Below are 18,781 nucleotides of genomic sequence, written 5' to 3' on the forward strand. Positions count from 1 at the left end.
CAGAGAGATCCGAGGGAGACCGGTCATGGCACAACAATTGGCGGCAGTTCAACTCGACGATAAATACACGCTTGAGGAAGGCCGGGTTTACCTTACCGGCATTCAGGCCTTGGTCCGTTTGCCTCTGATGCAGCGCCAGCTTGATGCGCGCGCAGGCCTGAATACCGCCGGGTGCATTTCAGGATACCGCGGATCGCCGCTGGGTGGGCTGGATCAGCAGCTTTGGCGCGCCAAGAAATTCCTGACCAAACAGCAGATCGAATTTCAGGCCGGGGTGAACGAAGACCTTGCCGCCACCGTCGTCTGGGGCAGCCAGCAGGTCAACATGTACAACGATGCCAAATATGATGGCGTCTTTGGCATGTGGTATGGCAAGGGACCGGGCGTTGACCGATCCGGTGACGTTTTCAAGCACGCCAACCATGCCGGCACGTCAAAACATGGCGGTGTTCTGGTTCTGGCCGGTGATGACCATTCCTGCAAATCATCCACCCTGCCCCATCAGACCGAATATGCCTTCATTGATGCGCAAATCCCGGTTCTGAACCCGTCGGGTGTTCAGGACATTCTGGATTACGGTCTGCATGGCTGGGCCATGAGCCGCTATTCCGGCTGTTGGGTGGCGATGAAAACCATTGCCGAAACGGTGGAAAGCTCGGCCGCCGCCGATGTCGCCCCGGATCGCATCACGCCTGTGATTCCGACCGATTTTGAAATGCCGGAGGGCGGCCTACATATCCGCTGGCCCGACACGCCCAAAGAGCAAGAACATCGCCTGATGAAATACAAGCTATATGCCGCACTGGCATATGCCCGGGCGAACAAGCTCAATAAAACAGTGATCGACAGTCCGAATGCGCGGCTTGGCATCATCACCACAGGCAAGGCCTATCTTGATGTCATGCAGGCCTTTGATGACCTTGGCATCACCGAAGAAGACGCGGCCAAAATCGGCATTCGCGTTCTCAAGGTCGGGATGAGCTGGCCGCTCAACCGTGATGACGTGCGTGAATTCGCCATGGGGCTGGAAGAAATCATCGTCGTCGAGGAAAAGCGCGCGGTGATGGAAAACCAGGTCAAGGAACAGCTTTATAACTGGCGCGAAGACGTCCGCCCACAGGTGATCGGCAAGTTCGATGAGAAGGGCGAATGGATCCTGCCATCGATGGATGAACTCACCCCGGCACGGGTTGCTGTGGTTCTGGCCGAACGGATCAAGCGTTTCTATGACAGCCCGGCCATTCATGAACGCATCGACTGGCTGACAGAAAAAGAACGCGAAATCGCCGAGCCGCGCCCGGATGTTGCACGCATTCCGTGGTTCTGCCCGGGCTGCCCGCATAACAGCTCCACCAAGGTGCCCGAGGGCAGCCGCGCCATGGCCGGTATTGGCTGTCATTATATGGTCAACTGGATGGATCGCTCCACCGAGACCTTTACCCATATGGGCGGCGAAGGTGCCACATGGATCGGACAGGCGCCGTTTACCAGCACAAAGCATGTCTTCCAGAATTTGGGGGATGGCACCTATTACCATTCCGGCTCGCTTGCTGTGCGTGCCGCCGTGGCATCTGGCGTGAACATCACCTATAAAATCCTGTTCAATGATGCGGTCGCCATGACGGGTGGACAGCCGGTCGACGGACCGCTGACCGTGCCGCAAATCACGCGCCAGATGTTTGACGAAGGCGCCAAACGCATCATCGTTTTGTCAGACGAGCCCGATAAATACCCGATGGGCGCGGACTTTGCGCCGGGCGTTGACGTGCGTCATCGCGATACGCTTGACGAAACACAGAAAGAACTGCGCGAAATCGAAGGCGTTTCGATCCTGATCTTTGATCAGACCTGTGCGGCGGAAAAACGCCGCCGCCGCAAGCGCAAGCTGATGGTTGATCCGCCCAAGCGCGTCTTTATCAATGATCTGGTCTGTGAAGGCTGTGGCGATTGCGGTGAACAGTCCAACTGCCTTGCGGTTGTGCCGGTTGAAACCGAATTTGGCCGCAAACGCGCGATTGACCAATCCGCCTGCAACAAGGACTTTTCGTGCCTTAAGGGCTTCTGCCCAAGCTTTGTCACCATCGAAGGGGGCGAGCTTCGCAAGCCCGATGCTGCCGCCAAAGGCGACACCGGTATGGATACGGTCTTTGCCAGCCTGCCCCGCCCGACCCTGCCTGAAATTGACGAACCGTGGTCGGTTCTGGTCACGGGTGTTGGGGGCACGGGTGTTGTCACCATCGGGGCGTTGCTTGGTATGGCCGCCCATATCGAGGGCAAGGGCATTGTCGGGCTAGATATGGCAGGCCTTGCCCAGAAAGGCGGGGCTGTTGTCAGCCATATCCGCTTTGCCAATGACCAGGACAAGCTGCATGCCGCGCGCATTCCGGCCGGTGAAGCCAATGTCGTGCTGGGTTGTGACCTTCTGGTCGCGGCAAGCTTCGAAGGGCTTGCCAAAATGCGCCGCAACTTCACCCAGGCGGTGATCAACACCCATGAGACCGTCACCGGTGCATTTACCCACAACCCGGACTTCGAGCTTAAAACCAACGAGCACATGAAGGTCATCAATGATGCCTGTGGTGCTGATGCGGTGCATTTCGTCGAAGGCAGTGACATTGCAACCCGCCTGATGGGCAATTCGATTGCGACCAACCTGTTCATGCTGGGCGTTGCCTGGCAGCGCGGACTGATCCCGATCAGTGAAGAAGCCCTGATGCAGGCGATTGAGCTCAATGGCGTGTCGATTGACATGAACAAGCAGTCCTTCTACTGGGGACGCCTTTATGCCCATGATCGTGACCGCGTGATTGCGGTCGTCGGTCCGAACGAAGCCGAAGCGCACCCGATTGCCACCGAGCTTTCCGATATCATCGCCAAGCGCCGTGCCTTCCTGACCGATTACCAGAACGCGGCCTATGCGGATCGCTTTAGTGCCCTTGTCGATAAGGTGGCGGCTGCCGAGAAACGCCTTGGCGGGGAGGATGATCTGGCCCGCACGGTGGCGAAATATTACTTCAAACTTCTGGCCTATAAGGACGAGTACGAAGTTGCGCGCCTATATACCGACCCGGCATTCATGAAGAAGGTCACCCAGACCTTCACCGGCGACTACAAGATCAACTTCCATCTGGCGCCGCCGTCACTGGCCAATGCCGATCCGGAAAGTGGCAAACCTCAGAAATCGGTCTATGGCCCGTGGATGATGACGGCCTTCCGGATGCTGGCGAAAATGAAGTTCCTGCGTGGTACCAAACTTGATCCGTTTGGCCGCAACCCGGAACGTCAGATCGAACGCCAGCTGATTGCCGACTACGAAAAATTGGTGACCGAGGTGATTGACGGATTGAGCCATGAGAATGCCCGCATCGCCAAGGCGTTGCTGGCCCTGCCTGAACACATTCGCGGCTATGGCCACGTCAAGGAAGAGCACATCGAAAAGGTCAAGGCACGCGAAGCCGAACTGCTTGAACAGTTCCGCAACCCGCCCGAACACCTTAAGGCGGCAGAATAACAAACCAGTCAAAAGGGCCGCATGATGCGGCCCTTTTTGGTGTTTAAACGAAGCGCGGTGCGCGGTTCTGAAAATCCGGCAACAGTCGCATGGCTTCATCGCGCAAGTCGCGCACCGACTTGGCGTGACGTTTTTGTTTGCGATAGTCGGCGATCATGTGTTCGGTCGCTTCAAACCCGTCATCAATCCCGCGATCAAGGTTTTCCCACGTCCAGTCATAATTGATGTGCGGCGAAACCGGGATTTCAACGATATCAATCTTGCGACCACTTTCGGCGACTTCGCGTTTGAACGCTGTTACCGCGTCCTCGCTGGCAGATGCGGCAAACAGCATGATCAGATTATTGAGCGCATCATAGAGATTTTCGGGCTGACGCACCTGTTTGAGATCAAGAATACGACTGACCCAGACTTCATCGACATCCGGATGGAGACGCAGGAAATCAAAGAAGTTGACGGTATCAACGGTCGCGCCTTCGCAATATGTATCACCGTTGATTTCGACCGGTTCTTCGATAAACGGCAAGGCCGAGCAGGCACACAGCGTCTGGGCATTCATTTGTGGCAGATCGTAGTGATCTGGTTTGTTGGTGAAAAGTTCCAGACGTTGTTTGGTGAGGTTATAGGCATTGTGGAACATGGCTGGTTTATCAGGCTGATAAAGGCGATCAAAATCCAACCGGTCAAGAAACATGCTGTCCGGGGAATAGATCTTGGCCAGCCCCTTTGTCTGGGTCTGATAGATTGATCCAACCAGAAAACGCGACAACGGATTTGCCGCCAAGAAACCATTTAGCAAAACATCGTTGAAATTATGCGGGGTCCAGTATTTCGGATTGCCCATAAAATGTTGAACATGTTCAACGGCTTCACCGATGGCATCAGGAACAATCAAGCCCTGATAGCTGCCGGGGTTAAAGAAATAATTGAGTTTGTTGGTGAAATCGGAAAAGAAATCCGGGGCAAATGCCGAAGCAATCGGGAACCGTTCATAAACACTTGCCGGTCGGAAAATTTTACGAAAGAAGGCGATGGTCTGGTCAAGTTCCTGGCCCTCGTCTGCCTGGTTCCAGGCAACCGAAAGCCAAGCGCCGATACAGGCTGAAGACCAAATATCAAATTTGATATCTGGTTCCTGCTGCAAGCGTTTGAGCACGCCGATGCTCAATCCTACAGCAGGCCCACCGCCTGAAAGAAAGATGGCTCGTTTGATTTTGTCCACGTCCCAGTCTCCTTGTTGAAAGCCGAACGGGTCGACTTGAACAACTTGGTGCAAACGCCACGGATGCCGCTGCGTGCACCATCGTTCACCCCCAGGAGATACCAGTCCGTCTTTGCGGACTTGTAGATACAGTGATTATTATAATGATTTTAAGCCAAATCATTTGAGACAAATGTTCAATAGTGATGTGAAAGAACACGAAAATTCATATACATCGATATATATAATTTTCGAATATCTATACTAAATTTTACTTTTGAACGGTTTACTTTTATATTTTTAAATAAATTTGAAAATGATTCTGATACATTTTGAAACAAAACTATCAAACTATACTTATTTAATCCCATGAATCACAAAAGCCGCCCAATGGCGGCTTTTGGATTCGGATTTTATTATTTATTATTCGTAATAACCAACCATGAAAATCTTGCCGTCGTGGGCTTTCACCCAAGTTTTCTTTTCAGCGAGCTTTTTGGTTTGCGGATGAGTCCATGTGTAGTTCGACCAGCCACCATCCGGGCTTGTTTTGCCGGTTTCGACCATGTCACGAATGATGAACTTGCTGTTCACATCCTGCAGATCCCAAAGACCCGGGTTGTTCACAAGCTTCGGGTTGATCGCATGGGTCAGAAACGTTCCTTTTTCCCCGTCGGCAACGATGACGTAAAACTCGTCAAATACGTAGTCACCGGACTTGTCATCAAACACTGCAAATGACTTTTCCTGACCGACTTCGTCATACAGGGCGATTGCCTTGTCGACCAGATCCTTGGCCGTTGCTTCCTTGTCCTGTGCCATGGCTGATGACACGTTCAACACCATCAAAAACGACACACACGCCGCAACGAAAGAACGCAAAACGATTTTCATCCTGAATACCCCTTAGTGATGAAAGTTGAGTTGGTGAAGGAATTAAACTGCACGCAGGCGCGCGACGAGTTCATCGACAGAGCTGCTCAGCCCTGCCATTTCGCGGCTAAGTTCGCTGGTTGCCTCGCCAACGCTGCCTGCGGAATCACGGGTGGCACGAGCGATCTCACGCACGTCCCCAATGCCGCCCGAAACGGTTTCGGCATAACCGGCTGCCTCGGAAATGCTGCTGCTGATCTGACCAGTAGCATTGCCCTGCTCCATGACGGACTCTGCCGTCATTTTCAGAATTTCGTTGATGCTCTGAACACTCTCGACAATCGTCCGGATTGCATCGACAGCCTGACCGGTTTCCGCCCGGACATTGGCAATTTCCGATGCGATCTCTTCGGTCGATTTTGCCGTCTGGCTGGCAAGGTTCTTGACCTCATTGGCAACCACGGCAAATCCTTTGCCCGCCTCGCCGGCACGGGCCGATTCAATCGTTGCATTCAGCGCCAGAAGGTTGGTCTGTTCGGCAATACTGCCAATCAACGCAGCAACATCTTCGATCCGAATGCTGGCATCTTCGAGACGGCGAATTTTTTCGTCCGCATCAAGTGCCTGTTCGCTGGCCTCTTGTGCCTGACGGCTACTTTTCTGGATTTCCTCGCTGATATGGGAAATCGCAGATGCAAGTCCGGACGCTGCCTGGGAAATCTCGCCCATGTTGTGGCTGGATTTACCCGAGGCATCAAAGGCGCTTTCGCTTTGCTGATCCGTACGCTCGGCATTGCCCAGAAGTGCCGATGCAGAAGCACCGATCTCCTCAATCGCGGCACTGACCGCAGTCGCCGTGCCCTGTACCGAAGTCTCGATATCATGGGCCAGTTCCTGCATGATCTTGCGCTTTTCCTCAACCGCGCGGGCTTCGTCCTCCTGACGTTGCTCTTCGGCGGCTTCCAGGCTTTCGGCATTCTGACGGAACACTTCGACCGCATCGGCCATTTTGCCCATTTCGTCTTTGCGACCGGTGAAGGGCACCAAAATATCGGTTTTGCCTTCGGCAATCTCACGCATGACGTGCGTCAGCTTTTTGACCGGTGCGCCGATAAGGGATGCGATAACAAAACTGATCACCGCCATGGCAACCGATGCCAGAACCGCGGCAATGATTGTCTGATCCTGTGCAGAGCTGCCGACCGCCATGGCCGCACCGCTTGCACTGTCCATTCTGAGCTCTGCGGTTCCGCGCAGCTTGGAAAGAATATCCATCAGTGCTTCATAATCGGACTGTGCCGACCAGGAGAAGCTGAGCGCACCCGTGTAATCAATATCGAGCATGCCAAGAACCTGATTGACCTTGCCAAGATAACCGTCAAAGCGCTCTTGGGCGTCAACCGACATCTGGCGACCGGTTTCTGTAAGGCTGTCGCTGTCAAGCAGGGTTACAAAGGACTGACGCGCATCGCTGATCTGGGTTTCAAGATCTTGCAAAACGGCATTCATCCGGTCTTCGTCAACACCGGCTGCGGACCAGGAAAGCAAACGATAGAGGGTCTGATGCACCCTGGTCACATTGCGATCAATCTCGCTAATATCCTTGACCTCCGGATACGCCTTGCTGACGGCGAATTCCAGACCGTCAGAAAGTGACAGGATGGCACGCCCGCCAATCAGACTGACAGCGATGATCGCGACAACGGCGATAACCGGCAAAATGGAAAGTTTGGTCCCGATATTCAGATTCGCAAAAGTCTTCATTCTTTGGATATCCAAAATTGACATTCACAGATGGCATCAGGCGGCGTCGTTACTTGCCGCCTGAAGTTTGGCAACAGTCACGTCGCCGGTCGTATTTCGATATGCAGAAAGAACACCATTGGTCGCGCGATAGCCGTCCTCGATGCTCCGATCGAGGTTTTCCCACGTCCAGTCGTAGCTGATATTGGCCTCTACCGGGATTTCGATGACCCGGATATCGCGTCCGCTTTCGGCGACCTTGTATTTGAAAAGCTTGACGTCATCTTCGCTGGTGGTTGCCGCAAACAGCATCACCAGATTGTTCAGCGCGTCATAAAGATTATCAGGTTGACGTATCTGTTTAACGTCAAGGATACGACTGACCCAAACCTCGTCCAGATCCGGATTAAGCCTCAGCAGGTCATAGAAATTGACCGTATCAACCGTGGCCCCTTCGCAATAGGTATCCGCCCCGATAACCACTGGCTCCTCGATATAGGGCAGCGCGGAACAGGCACACAGCGTCTGGGCATTCATCCCCTGCAGGCCATACTGCATCGGGCGATTGGTAAACAGCTCAAGGCGCTGGCGCGTCAGGTTATAGGCGTTGTGCAGGATGGCGGGTTTGTCATCTTCGTAAAGCCGGTCGAAATCCAGCAAGTCGAGGAAAGCACTGTCAGGATAGTAAATGCGCGATAGCCCGCGATTTCGCGACTGATACATCGCCCCCATCATGAACCGTGACAGCGGGTTGGCGACCATAAATCCATTCAGGATCAGGGAGTTGATATTGCCCGGCGTCCAGTATTTCGGCTTTGCCAGAAACTCCTGCACATAGGATACCGCCTCCATGATGGCTTCGGGCACGATCAATCCCTGATAGCTTCTGGGATCGAGCATATAGGCGATCGTATTACTGGTCTGGGAAAAGAAATCAGGCGCAAATGCCGCGGCAATCGGGAACCGGTCATAGACTTTTTCCGGTCGACAGATGCGTTTGAAAAAGTCGACGGTCTGCTCATACTCGCGGCCGGGATCGGACTGGTTCCAGGACACCGCAAGCCAGGCGCCGATACAGGCTGTCGACCAGACATCAAATTTGAGATCGGGTTCTTCGTGCAGCCTTTTCAGCGCACCGATACTCAAACCAACTGCTGGTCCACCACCAGCCAAAGCGATCGCACGTTTCTTTTCCGCCATGTCGTCGTCCCCCGTTTAAGGAACCGGGCATTACACCCAACACGGGCCAGTCGACACAAAGGTCAAAGACAGAAATCGAAAACTGCTTAGTCTGGCCCAAACGTTCTCGCAGTGCATATATTGCATCGCACAAACACAACCTCTAGACCAGTGCGCTTCGTCACACCTAAACCTATACGTTCTGATGCTATTCAGGTGTATATTATAAGTTGAAATCTAATTTTTTTATTTAAAAACAATCAGATAGTTGCCTTCATCAATTTGAAATAATAACAGGATGCTATCCTTTTGAGAGCCTATCCCAATACATTTTCCTTTGAAGAAAACTTGTTTCCCCGCCCTGCTGCGGTCTGTCCGAAGGAGATCAGAAGCTTTTTTCGACGCGCTGCGGAAAGCTTTTTTTCGGTACTTGGCCGGATAATCGCGGCCTCAAATCGGTCAGCCACAATCAGCCCATGACCATCAGGAATGAGCTCCTTGGGGAAGTCCATCGGAACGGCAAAGAAAAATCGGTCACAATAATCCAGATAACTTTGCCATTTCTGATCAACCCGGAAATCCTCCACCGATGATTTCACCTCGACTGCCCAGAGTTCCCCCTTGGGACCAAGGGCCAACACATCAAGCCGGCGGCCATTCCCCAAACGCAGTTCCGTCAGGCAGGCCATCTGATGGTGATATAACAGCCGACAGACACCTTCGGTAACTTCGGCAGTGATTTCAGGGCGGGATAAAGCTGTCATATGCCAAGATTACAAAAGCAAAAGCCCGCTTGAAAGCGGGCTTTTGGCATTCTCTTCTGGTCTGCTGACAGGGTGCTGTCAGCTCATACCCAGCGCACGTTTGTAGACTTCCAGGATTTCTTCCTGTTCGGTGCGCTCGTGGTCTTCCATTTTGCGCAGACGAATGATCTGGCGCAGGATTTTCACGTCATAGCCAAGCGCCTTGGCTTCACCGTAAACTTCCTTGATGTCAGCCATAAGGTTGGCTTTTTCTTCTTCAAGGCGTTCGATACGCTCGACATAACTCGCAAGCTGATCGGCTGCGATACCACCGACTTCGGTCATCAATTCTTCTCCGATGATGGATTGCACAGCGGATATCCGATGCGCGGAATTCAAAGGGCCCAAACCCGTTTCGGCGCGACGATACTCAATGCATTCGTCGCTGACAAGCCCGTTAGGTATCCGATCTTGCGTGGGGATCTGTTCGTTCGATCAGGACATCAGCCACAGCAACCAAAGCTTCCTTTGAATTGGCCCCAAGTTCGATTGCCGCATCATATATTTCGCGTTGTCTGCGTGCGCTGGTGCCGCGTTTTATGATGGTGCGTGCATGTTCGACTTCATCGACACAGCCAAAGAACTCGGCATCCGGACGGATCAGTTCGAGGATTTCCTCAAGCAGATCGGCATAAGGTACGATTTCGCCTCGGCCAAAATCGATCAAACCCGCCTTCTCCCCCGGATCACTGCCATAACGACACGCCCGCCAGCGATTTTCACGCACCAGCATATTGGCATAAATCCGCCAGCGCTGATTATTGCGGCGCAGACGATAGAGCATACGCATTAGGCATCGCGTGATGGAAGCCACACAGACAGCATCTTCCAGATCAGTGCAAACGTCAGCGATGCGCATTTCAAGAGTCGGCCAACGATCACTTGGGCGCAAATCCCACCAAAGCTTTGTGCCATCCTCGATCACCCCGGCATCAATCAGCATATCGACATGGCGGCGATATTCCGCCCAAGAGCCGAACACTTCAGGCAAGCCGGTGCGCGGCAGGTTATCGAACACCGACAACCGAAATGTTTGCAGACCGGTTTCCTTGCCCCGCCAGAAGGGCGAACTGGTGGTGAGTGCGAGAAGATGGGGCAAAAAGTAGCTGGCCTGCGCCATCAATTCGATGCGCAGATCATCATCCTCAATCCCGACATGGACATGCATACCGCAAATCAGCAAGCGATCAACCACCGTGCGCAGGTCACGTGCGATGGTGTTGTAACGCTCGCCATCGGTATGTTTCTGATCATCCCACTGGGCAAAGGGATGTGTCGATGCCGCCAGCAGCGCCATGTCATATTTCGCCGCCACCTCTGAGAGTGTGCTGCGCATCTCAATAAGCTGCTCGCGCGCTTCAAGCGCACTATTGCAGACCTTGCTGCCGGTTTCGACCTGACAGCGCATGAATTCGGAAGACACCTGATCGCCAAGTTTTGCCTTAGCGTCTTTCAGGAAATCGGCAGGTGGGTCTTTGGCAAGATCGCGGGTTTCGCGATCCACGAGCCAGAATTCTTCTTCAATGCCGATGGAAAATCCCGGCTCGCGTGCCTTGGTCCCTGCCAAATCAGTCTCTCCTGATCTTGTAAAGATTCGGATCCGCCAGGATGTCGACAAAGGCATCGCCCAGGATCTTTGCCCATTTTTCACATCCTTCGTCAGTATCAATCAGATCCTGACGAATTTCAATCGACACACACGGAAGACCCGCCGCCTCGCCGTGATGATCAATGGTGTAGTCGGCCATATGTTGCCCGGAATAAGGTTCGTTATCGCCAATGGTCAGATCTGGATTCTGCGCGCGCAGCGTTTCAAGCAACGGCACAGGAATACGATCATCCTTATCCCACAGAACACCGATTTCCCATGGGCGCTCAAAACCCTGAAACACGGGTGTGAAGCTGTGAATGGCAATCAGCGCCGGGGCAATTTTATGGACGTGGAACGTGGCAATCTGTACTTCGATCGCCCAGTGATAGGGCAGGAAAATCTCGCGGATGCGTTTCATATGTTCGCTGGGCGAGACATTCTTGTTGCCCGGCACCACGGTCTGATCCGCGATTTCGGGCATCCCGGTCGGATCCCAAAGTTGGCGGTTGCAATCAACGACAAGGCGCGAGTACCCGCCCAGAACCGCTGGGCAGTCAAATCTTTCGACCAGAATTTCTGTTACCTTGCGAGCGCCGATATCCCAGCCAATATGGCGTTTGCGCTCTTCCTCGGGCAGGCCAAGCGTGCCAAGGCTTTTGGGGATATCCCGGGACGCATGGTCACAGACAAAAAGCGAGTGACCCTTGCCGTTTTCATTCAATATTTCAAACGGGGCAGGATCATCATGGCCCAAAAGGGTCCCGGCTTGGTTCGGCACGCGTGTTCTCCTGAATTCTGGTGGTCTTTGGGTATCAGCAGGTTGGATCGGGTGGGTATTCCTTGGTTTCACTGCCCCGCACAACAGATGAAAGCGGGGCGGATATGCCATCCTGCACCTGTTGAACTATCAATTTATCGCCGCCGAAACAAGATTGCACTGCAATAAGCGGAGCCTGAGCATATCGACACTTTGCGTCACCCCCAAACATCCCTTAAACTGGTATGACCATTGCGCGAAAAACAGCATCGAAGTCGCTGCACTGGCACAGAAAAACACGATTGGAGACAACCCAACATGCCGTCTGCAAAGCCGGTTCAGGCACAAGACGATCAGGATCCCAAGCGTCCCAAAAGGGTCGCCGATCAGGTAGCCGATCAGATCCTTGAAAAGATTTCGGATGGCATTTTCCTGCCCGGTGATCGCCTACCCGGCGAACGCCAGCTTGCCGAAAGCATGTCGGTCAGCCGTGTATCTGTGCGCGCAGCCCTGCAGAAACTCAAGACCCGCGGGTATCTGCGCGCGGTTCAGGGTGGCGGTACAGAAATCCTGTCATCAACCGGGATCGACATGGATACCGCCATGACCGATCTGGTGCGCGATTCGATCAGCAATCTGCGCGATCTGCAGGAAATCCGCTGCACGCTTGAAACATGGGCCGCCCGGCGGGCCGCGATCAATGCCAGTGACGAGGATATCAAGCTTTTGCGCATGGCATTCCGTCAGGCTCATGATCCACGGCGCGCGGCGAAGTACCGGGCCGATGATGACCATCGCCTGCATATGATGATTGGACGGGCAACCGGATCGATCATTTACTATCACGTGATGAAAATGCTTCATGATGTGCTGCAGGCCGCGCTGACCGAAATCCGCTTCAATGGCATGGCCGGCCCGACCTTTGACCGGATGGTGCAGGAACATCACCGTGACATCATCGAAGCCATCGCCGCCCACGATCCGGATGCCGCCGAAAAGGCGATGTCAAATCATCTGCAGGCCGTGATCGACTTCTTCAAGACAGCCTCCGACAAACAGTCGACTTAAGGCCCCGGACCAACCAGGCCAAAATCCAATCAGGGAACTCGAACATGAGCACTTCGCGCGAAAAACTTCTGGCTTTGATGGATGCGGCACTCAAGGCTGCCGACCCCGGGGTTCAGATCCCGCGCAACCTGCCAACCGCACCGAAGGGCAAAACCATCGTCATTGGTGCCGGCAAGGCATCAGCGAACATGGCGCGCGCGTTCGAAAAGGCCTGGGAAGGCGATGTCGAAGGTCTGGTGGTGACGCGTTATGGCCATGCGGTCGAATGTGACCGGATCGAAATTGTCGAGGCTTCCCACCCGGTACCTGACGCCGCAGGCGAAAAGGCCGCCAAGCGTATTCTTGATATTGTCTCCAACGCTGGGCCCGATGATCTGGTGGTCTGCATGATTTCCGGCGGTGGATCAGCCCTTCTTGCCCTGCCCGGACCGGGTTTGACGCTTGAAGACAAACAATCCATCAGCAAGGCGCTTTTGCGTAGTGGTGCGACCATTTCGGAAATGAACTGTGTGCGCAAACACCTCTCTGCCATCAAGGGCGGCCGCTTGGCCAAGGCCAGCGCACCTGCGCGCATGGTGACCTATCTTGTGTCTGACGTACCCGGTGATGATCCGGCGATCATTGCATCGGGTCCGACAGTGTCCGATCCAACCACAGGTCAGGATGCGCTTGATATCATCCGCCACTATCAGATCGACATCCCCAAGGCCGCCGAAGACCTGCTGCGCAGTGCTGCGGATGAAACCATCAAACCCGATGATCCTTGCTTTGAAGGTCACGAGACCATCATGCTGGCCCGCCCGCAGGATAGCCTTGAGGCCGCCGCATCGGTTGCGCGCGACATGGGTCTTAACCCCGTTATTCTGGGCGATGCAATCGAAGGCGAAGCGCGCGAAGTTGCCATCATGCACGCAGGGATCGCCCATCAGGTTGCCAATCATGGCCAACCGGCGGCAAAGCCATGCGTTTTGCTTTCCGGCGGTGAAACCACCGTCACAGTGCGGGGCAAGGGTGGCCGGGGTGGTCGCAATAGCGAATTTTTGCTGTCGCTTTTACTGCAACTTCGCGATCAACCGGGCTTCTGTGGGCTGGCGATTGATACCGATGGTATCGATGGCAGCGAAGATAATGCCGGGGCGATTATGGACGCCAAAAGCTGGCAGACCGCGCAAAAGGCTGGCATCGACCTTCGGGAATATCTTGCCAATAACGACGCCTATAGCGCCTTTGACAAGATCGATGATCTGATCGTGACCGGCCCGACGCTCACCAATGTGAACGATTTCCGTGCCATTCTGATTGAGTAGAACCGGGTGTTCAGGCCCCGGGTTTTGGCATCCATGGACGGACCCAGCCAAGCCCGTCTTCGGTCTTGCCATGCGGCTTGTATTCGCAGCCGATCCAGCCTTCATAGCCGATGCGGTCCAGCATGTAGAACAGGAAGGGATAGTTAAGCTCCCCACTGTCGGGCTCGTGACGGCCCGGCGCGCCCGCGACCTGAACATGGGCAATGCTGTCGATATGCTTGTCCAACCTTGCGGCGATGTTCCCGCCAACAATCTGCGCGTGATAAATATCGAACTGCAGTTTCAGGCGCGGGTGATCAAGCTGTTCAAGGATCACGGCCGCCTGTTCAATGGAATTAAGCAAATAGCCCGGCATATCCAGCGGGTTGATCGGCTCGATCAGGATATCAACACCGGCCTGATCAGCAAGATCGGCGGCATAAAGAAGATTGTCACAATAAAGCCGCGCGAGCTTGCCAGAATCTTCACCCTTGCCCATCACACCGGCCATGCAATGGAGCATCTTGCAATCGGTTGCCGCCGCATAATCAAGGGCCGTCACGACAGAATCACGAAAGGCATCCTCGCGCCCCGGTCGACAGGCAAGACCGCGATCCCCCGCCTCCCAATCACCGGCGGGCAGGTTAAATAGAACCTGTTCAAGACCGTTGTCAGCCAAAAGCGATTTGACCGTCGAGAGTGGCATGTCATAGGCGCCGATATACTCCACCCCGACAAAGCCTGCATCAGCAGCCGCAGCAAACCGTTTTTCAAACGGCAAGTCGGCAAACAGGAACGAAAGGTTGGCAGAAAAGCGGGGCATGATCGATCCACAAGAATGATTAACAGTGTCACATGGTTTCCGATCCACCCCGCAAGGTCAATCATCAATCACCGGATTGCTCAATGATCGGCGCGGCAGAGGCCACCTCGCTTTCAATCCAGGCACCGAATGCTTCAACTTCGCGAAGGTTATCGCCCCGACCGGTGTGCACATAGTGATAACAATGCCCTTTGATTTCAGGGCCAAATGGCATCACCAGCAATCCTGCATCAATTTCTGCGCGAACCATCTCCGGACTGGCCAAAACAACTCCTTGGCCTGCAATCGCCGCCTGAATGGCGTGACTGTCATCGGAAAAACTGATCCCTGCGGATGGCAAGTGATTTACCGCATCTGCCACCTGCCCCCATCTTTGCCATGTCGGGGTCGCATCATCGGGGCGTAGCCAGTCAAAATGCAGCAAGGTCGCATTGCGCAAGTCTTCGGGTTTTTTCAGGCCTAGCACCGGACTGCAAAGTGGCACGAACTGTTCGCGAAACATCTTGTGTGCAACCAATCCCGTATAAGGACCGACACCATATCGAATGGCAGCATCCGCCACACCACCGGCAAGGTCGACGGCCTCTGGGGATGTATGAAGTCGCAAGTTGACACCAGGATATTCTGCCTGAAACCGAGGCAGGCGTGGCAACAACCATTTTGCCGCAAAGGATGGAATGACCGAAACCGTTATGCTGCGCGATACGGGGCGGCTTCGCACCCGATCAACCGCCTTGGCAAAGGCGGCAAAGCCATCCCGAAAAACCGGATATAGCTCCTGCCCGGCTTCTGTCAGGACAACCTGCCGTGGTTTGCGGTCAAACAGCCGAACACCAAGCGTTTCCTCAAGTAGACGGATTTGATGACTGATCGCGGTCGGCGTGACGGCAAGCTCGGATGCGGCATTCTTGAAACTTTGATGCCGTGCGGCAGCCTCAAAGGCGCGCAGGGTTGCAAGTGGCGGCAACGACATATGAATGAATTTAACTCATCTATTGGCTGAGGAATTCGATTTTGCCGTATCGACTTAACCAAGGCAAACTTTATCTCCAGAACCTTACAGCAGATGAACACACCTCATCAGATGGAGAACGTGATGACCAGAATTCTTCACATCGACAGCAGCTCCCGCCCCGGCCGCTCCGATCAGAAACAGCACGGCTCGCACACCCGTCGCTTGACCGCACAATTCATACAGAACTGGCTGGAAAAAAGCCCGAACACCGAGGTCATCTATCGCGATGTCGGGACTAACCCGCCACAACCCACCACGGGTGACTGGGTCCATGCGGCCTTTACCAACCCCGCTGACCGCGAAGACTGGATGCAGGATGCGCTGCGCGAAAGTGATCAGCTGGTTGATGAGTTGCTTGCCGCTGACATCATTGTTGCCGGGGTACCGATGTATAATTTCGGCATGCCCGCACAGATGAAGGCATGGGTCGATAACATCGTGCGTGTCGGGCGAACCTTTGGTTTTGATCGCGCACGCGGCGACGTTCCGTATTGGCCTCTGGTTACAGACAACAAATCAGTCGTCGTTCTCTCTGCACGGGGCGATTACGGCTATGACCCCAAGGGGCGTATTGCACATATGAACCATGTCGAAGGCGGTGTGTTCACCCCGCTGCAATATATCGGTATCAGCGATCAATATGGCGCAGCCATCGAATATGACGAGTTTGCCGATGAGCGAACTGCGCAATCCATCAAGGAAGCTGAGCAAAAAGTCATAAAGCTGGTGGACACGCTTATGGCCAAGCATTGCAACATCAACGCCGCCTAAGTGGCTCAGGCGGGCGTGACAGCCCAAGACGTCCGCCTGAGCTTGTCTGATCAGACTGTACTGGAATTCAGGCTCTCACGGCGATATGCCTGCATTCCAGCCACGAGTGCATCAAACACGACGCGACAGCGCAAATGATCACGCAGCCCTTCATGCATCGTCACCCAAGTATCAAGTGCCAGGGTGAAATCGGGCAACAGCCGCATACATCCCTCTGTGCGGCGCGCCAGGCCAAGCTGACAAGCAGCAACACCAAATCCCGCCCGCATCATGGCAAGCTGGGCAACATTGCTGTCAACACGCATCGCAAAATGGGCATTGGCAATTTCAGGCATACGGTCAACCATGGCACGCACATCGGCACTGACCGTATCAAACCCGATCAAATCAAGCTTGCCCAATTGATCCCAACCAATTTCGCCTTCACGTCCACGCCATCCCGCATGGTCGAGATAGTCCGACATTGCATGAAATCCCAGATCAATATTGCCGATATGCTTGGCGATCAGGGCACCCTGTTCTGGCGCGACCATCCGCACAGCAATATCGGCATCGCGCCGCAAAAGGTTCTCGACCCGATTTGACAGGACCAGCTCAATCTCAAGGTCGGGATGATCACGACGAAGTTGCGTCAGGACCGGTGGTAAAATCTCTATGCCAACAACCTCGGCCGCAGTCACACGCACGGTCCCACGTACAGAACCAACATCACCGCTGGCCGCCCGCCGAAGACCGCGCGCAGCAGACTGAACTGCGGTTGCATGTGGTAACAGTGATATCGCGGTGTCTGTTGGGACCAATCCCGCTTGTGACCGGGTGAAAAGCACCACACCCAGGTGATCTTGCAGCTCGTCAACATGGCGCCCGACCGTCGGCTGCGTCAGACCAAGCACACGGGCCGCCGCCGATAAGGAGCCGCACTCCATCACTGCAAGGAAGGTTCGATAAAGGTTCCAGTCAGGCTCATTCTTTTCCATACATTTTTGTATAGCATAGAAACACTTTTATAGAATTTTGTTTTTTATGTTCGGCTTCTATCCTCTGCCCATCGCAACACTCAGAGGATTACACCATGTCGAATTCGAAAAACAAAACCGCTTTGGTCATTGGTGCCAACGGCGGGATCGGACGCGAAGTGACCAACGCCCTGTTGTGCCGCGGATGGCATGTCCGCGCATTGGTCAGAAAACAGGCAAAAAGCACCGATCGCGCACCGCATCATCAGATTGATTGGTGCATTGGTGACGCAATGTCTTCAGACGATGTTCTCAATGCCGCACGTGGTACCGATGTTATCGTCCACGCTGTTAACCCGCCGGGATACCGCAATTGGGAAAAACTGGCTTTGCCGATGCTTGATAACACCATCCGTGCAGCCATCGTGAACAAGTCACGGATCGTTCTGCCCGGCACGGTCTATAATTTCAGCCCTAATGTGCTTGATGGCCTGACCGAAGACAGCCCGCAGCAACCGCACACACGCAAGGGCATCATTCGGGCGAAAATGGAAAAACGCATTTACGATGCCACCCTGCAAGGTGCAAGGGCCCTGATCCTCCGTGCCGGCGATTATTTTGGTGCCAGTGCTGGCAATAACTGGTTTTCGCAATGTCTGGTCAAACCAGGTCGCAGCATCTCAGCCATAACCTATCCCGGCCCCAAAAACATCGGTCATCAATGGGCCTATTTGCCCGATGTTGCAGAAACGATGGTACGGCTTCTTGATCACGATGACACGATTGATAACTTTGCGCGTTTCCATATGGAAGGTCACTGGGACCATGACGGCATGCAAATGATCAATGCCATACGCGAATGCCTTGCCCCGCAAGAAGTTGCGCTTCGGCGCCTGCCCTGGGGCTTTATCAATTTGCTTCGGCCATTCTCTTCCTTCTGTCGTGAAGTATCGGAAGTTCGCTATCTCTGGCAGACAGAAAGCAGGATGGAAAACAGCCCGCTGATCTCAGTGCTCGGAACCGAGCCGCACACCGACCTTAACGATGCTGTTTTGGCAACGTTAACTGGCCTTGGCTGCATCACACCAAAGCAAAAGTCGCAAACGGACCCGATGTCGCAAATCCAACCGGCATAAGGATTTCAAGACATTGCCATTTTTGCGGGCTATAACACATCAAATTCAGCCGCAGAAAAGAAGGTCCC

16 protein-coding genes are annotated in these 18,781 nt (G+C 54.1%); 5 read left to right on the forward strand and 11 right to left on the reverse strand.

Translation table 11 applies throughout. From position 1 onward, the window contains the following. Positions 1-25: 25 nt before the first annotated feature. Positions 26-3,511, forward strand: a complete 3,486-nt coding sequence (locus HED22_RS09895; RefSeq protein WP_167721678.1) for an indolepyruvate ferredoxin oxidoreductase family protein — start codon at positions 26-28, stop codon at positions 3,509-3,511. Positions 3,512-3,554: 43 nt separating this feature from the next. Here the strand turns inward: HED22_RS09895 and HED22_RS09900 are convergent, their stop codons facing one another. The 8 genes from HED22_RS09900 to HED22_RS09935 form a co-directional block, all read right to left on the reverse strand. Next, a complete protein-coding gene (locus HED22_RS09900; RefSeq protein WP_167721680.1) occupies positions 3,555-4,733 on the reverse strand; it encodes a patatin-like phospholipase family protein in 1,179 nt (392 codons plus the stop codon). 402 nt (positions 4,734-5,135) lie between these two features. Continuing rightward, positions 5,136-5,606 carry a cache domain-containing protein gene (locus HED22_RS09905; protein WP_167721682.1) on the reverse strand — a complete coding sequence of 157 codons (471 nt, stop codon included), beginning with the start codon at positions 5,604-5,606 and terminating at the stop codon, positions 5,136-5,138. 42 nt (positions 5,607-5,648) lie between these two features. Continuing rightward, positions 5,649-7,349 (reverse strand): methyl-accepting chemotaxis protein, encoded by a 1,701-nt coding sequence (locus tag HED22_RS09910; RefSeq protein WP_167721684.1) that lies wholly within the window; start codon positions 7,347-7,349, stop codon positions 5,649-5,651. Between the two features lie 36 nt (positions 7,350-7,385). Beyond that, positions 7,386-8,528: a patatin-like phospholipase family protein gene (locus HED22_RS09915; protein ID WP_167721686.1), complete on the reverse strand. Its 1,143-nt coding sequence runs from the start codon at positions 8,526-8,528 to the stop codon at positions 7,386-7,388. A gap of 296 nt (positions 8,529-8,824) precedes the next feature. Then, positions 8,825-9,271 (reverse strand): MmcB family DNA repair protein, encoded by a 447-nt coding sequence (locus tag HED22_RS09920; RefSeq protein ID WP_167721688.1) that lies wholly within the window; start codon positions 9,269-9,271, stop codon positions 8,825-8,827. Positions 9,272-9,349: 78 nt separating this feature from the next. Further along, positions 9,350-9,595, reverse strand: coding sequence for a DUF2312 domain-containing protein (locus tag HED22_RS09925; RefSeq protein ID WP_007090950.1), 246 nt, complete (start codon positions 9,593-9,595; stop codon positions 9,350-9,352). 112 nt (positions 9,596-9,707) lie between these two features. Beyond that, positions 9,708-10,877: a carboxylate-amine ligase gene (locus HED22_RS09930; RefSeq protein WP_167721690.1), complete on the reverse strand. Its 1,170-nt coding sequence runs from the start codon at positions 10,875-10,877 to the stop codon at positions 9,708-9,710. 1 nt (position 10,878) lies between these two features. Beyond that, complete coding sequence (locus HED22_RS09935; RefSeq protein WP_167721692.1) at positions 10,879-11,679, reverse strand: N-formylglutamate amidohydrolase; 801 nt, start codon at positions 11,677-11,679, stop codon at positions 10,879-10,881. 297 nt (positions 11,680-11,976) lie between these two features. On the opposite strand from HED22_RS09935, the gene HED22_RS09940 reads away from it, so the two are divergent. Both HED22_RS09940 and HED22_RS09945 read left to right on the forward strand, forming a co-directional pair. Further along, the gene (locus tag HED22_RS09940) at positions 11,977-12,726 is read left to right on the forward strand and encodes a FadR/GntR family transcriptional regulator (RefSeq protein ID WP_167721694.1); all 750 of its coding nucleotides are present in this window, start codon (positions 11,977-11,979) and stop codon (positions 12,724-12,726) included. A 44-nt stretch (positions 12,727-12,770) separates the two neighbouring features. Then, positions 12,771-14,033 (forward strand): glycerate kinase, encoded by a 1,263-nt coding sequence (locus tag HED22_RS09945; RefSeq protein WP_167721695.1) that lies wholly within the window; start codon positions 12,771-12,773, stop codon positions 14,031-14,033. A gap of 10 nt (positions 14,034-14,043) precedes the next feature. On the opposite strand, the gene otnI is transcribed toward HED22_RS09945, so the two are convergent. Beyond that, positions 14,044-14,835, reverse strand: coding sequence for a 2-oxo-tetronate isomerase (otnI, locus tag HED22_RS09950; RefSeq protein WP_167721697.1), 792 nt, complete (start codon positions 14,833-14,835; stop codon positions 14,044-14,046). Between the two features lie 64 nt (positions 14,836-14,899). Beyond that, the gene (gcvA, locus tag HED22_RS09955) at positions 14,900-15,808 is read right to left on the reverse strand and encodes a transcriptional regulator GcvA (protein WP_167721699.1); all 909 of its coding nucleotides are present in this window, start codon (positions 15,806-15,808) and stop codon (positions 14,900-14,902) included. Positions 15,809-15,931: 123 nt separating this feature from the next. Here gcvA and HED22_RS09960 point away from each other — a divergent pair, with 123 nt between their 5' ends. After that, complete coding sequence (locus HED22_RS09960; RefSeq protein WP_167721701.1) at positions 15,932-16,621, forward strand: FMN-dependent NADH-azoreductase; 690 nt, start codon at positions 15,932-15,934, stop codon at positions 16,619-16,621. Positions 16,622-16,671: 50 nt separating this feature from the next. Here HED22_RS09960 and HED22_RS09965 read toward each other — a convergent pair whose 3' ends face one another. Next, positions 16,672-17,598, reverse strand: a complete 927-nt coding sequence (locus HED22_RS09965; RefSeq protein WP_167721703.1) for a LysR family transcriptional regulator — start codon at positions 17,596-17,598, stop codon at positions 16,672-16,674. Positions 17,599-17,693: 95 nt separating this feature from the next. Here HED22_RS09965 and HED22_RS09970 point away from each other — a divergent pair, with 95 nt between their 5' ends. Next, positions 17,694-18,713 (forward strand): NAD(P)H-binding protein, encoded by a 1,020-nt coding sequence (locus HED22_RS09970; RefSeq protein ID WP_167721705.1) that lies wholly within the window; start codon positions 17,694-17,696, stop codon positions 18,711-18,713. Positions 18,714-18,781 lie beyond the last annotated feature (68 nt).

It is taken from the genome of Thalassospira sp. HF15 (assembly GCF_011806525.1).
Taxonomy (GTDB): domain Bacteria; phylum Pseudomonadota; class Alphaproteobacteria; order Rhodospirillales; family Thalassospiraceae; genus Thalassospira.

What these genes read in the sequence shown, in the direction of transcription:
- HED22_RS09895 (WP_167721678.1), top strand. Translation starts at nt 26, where the DNA reads ATGGCACAACAATTGGCGGCAGTTCAACTCGACGATAAATACACGCTT.
- HED22_RS09905 (WP_167721682.1), bottom strand. Translation starts at nt 5,606, where the DNA reads ATGAAAATCGTTTTGCGTTCTTTCGTTGCGGCGTGTGTGTCGTTTTTG.
- HED22_RS09910 (WP_167721684.1), bottom strand. Translation starts at nt 7,349, where the DNA reads ATGAAGACTTTTGCGAATCTGAATATCGGGACCAAACTTTCCATTTTG.
- HED22_RS09915 (WP_167721686.1), bottom strand. Translation starts at nt 8,528, where the DNA reads ATGGCGGAAAAGAAACGTGCGATCGCTTTGGCTGGTGGTGGACCAGCA.
- HED22_RS09920 (WP_167721688.1), bottom strand. Translation starts at nt 9,271, where the DNA reads ATGACAGCTTTATCCCGCCCTGAAATCACTGCCGAAGTTACCGAAGGT.
- HED22_RS09925 (WP_007090950.1), bottom strand. Translation starts at nt 9,595, where the DNA reads ATGACCGAAGTCGGTGGTATCGCAGCCGATCAGCTTGCGAGTTATGTC.
- HED22_RS09940 (WP_167721694.1), top strand. Translation starts at nt 11,977, where the DNA reads ATGCCGTCTGCAAAGCCGGTTCAGGCACAAGACGATCAGGATCCCAAG.
- HED22_RS09945 (WP_167721695.1), top strand. Translation starts at nt 12,771, where the DNA reads ATGAGCACTTCGCGCGAAAAACTTCTGGCTTTGATGGATGCGGCACTC.
- otnI (WP_167721697.1), bottom strand. Translation starts at nt 14,835, where the DNA reads ATGCCCCGCTTTTCTGCCAACCTTTCGTTCCTGTTTGCCGACTTGCCG.
- gcvA (WP_167721699.1), bottom strand. Translation starts at nt 15,808, where the DNA reads ATGTCGTTGCCGCCACTTGCAACCCTGCGCGCCTTTGAGGCTGCCGCA.
- HED22_RS09960 (WP_167721701.1), top strand. Translation starts at nt 15,932, where the DNA reads ATGACCAGAATTCTTCACATCGACAGCAGCTCCCGCCCCGGCCGCTCC.
- HED22_RS09965 (WP_167721703.1), bottom strand. Translation starts at nt 17,598, where the DNA reads ATGGAAAAGAATGAGCCTGACTGGAACCTTTATCGAACCTTCCTTGCA.
- HED22_RS09970 (WP_167721705.1), top strand. Translation starts at nt 17,694, where the DNA reads ATGTCGAATTCGAAAAACAAAACCGCTTTGGTCATTGGTGCCAACGGC.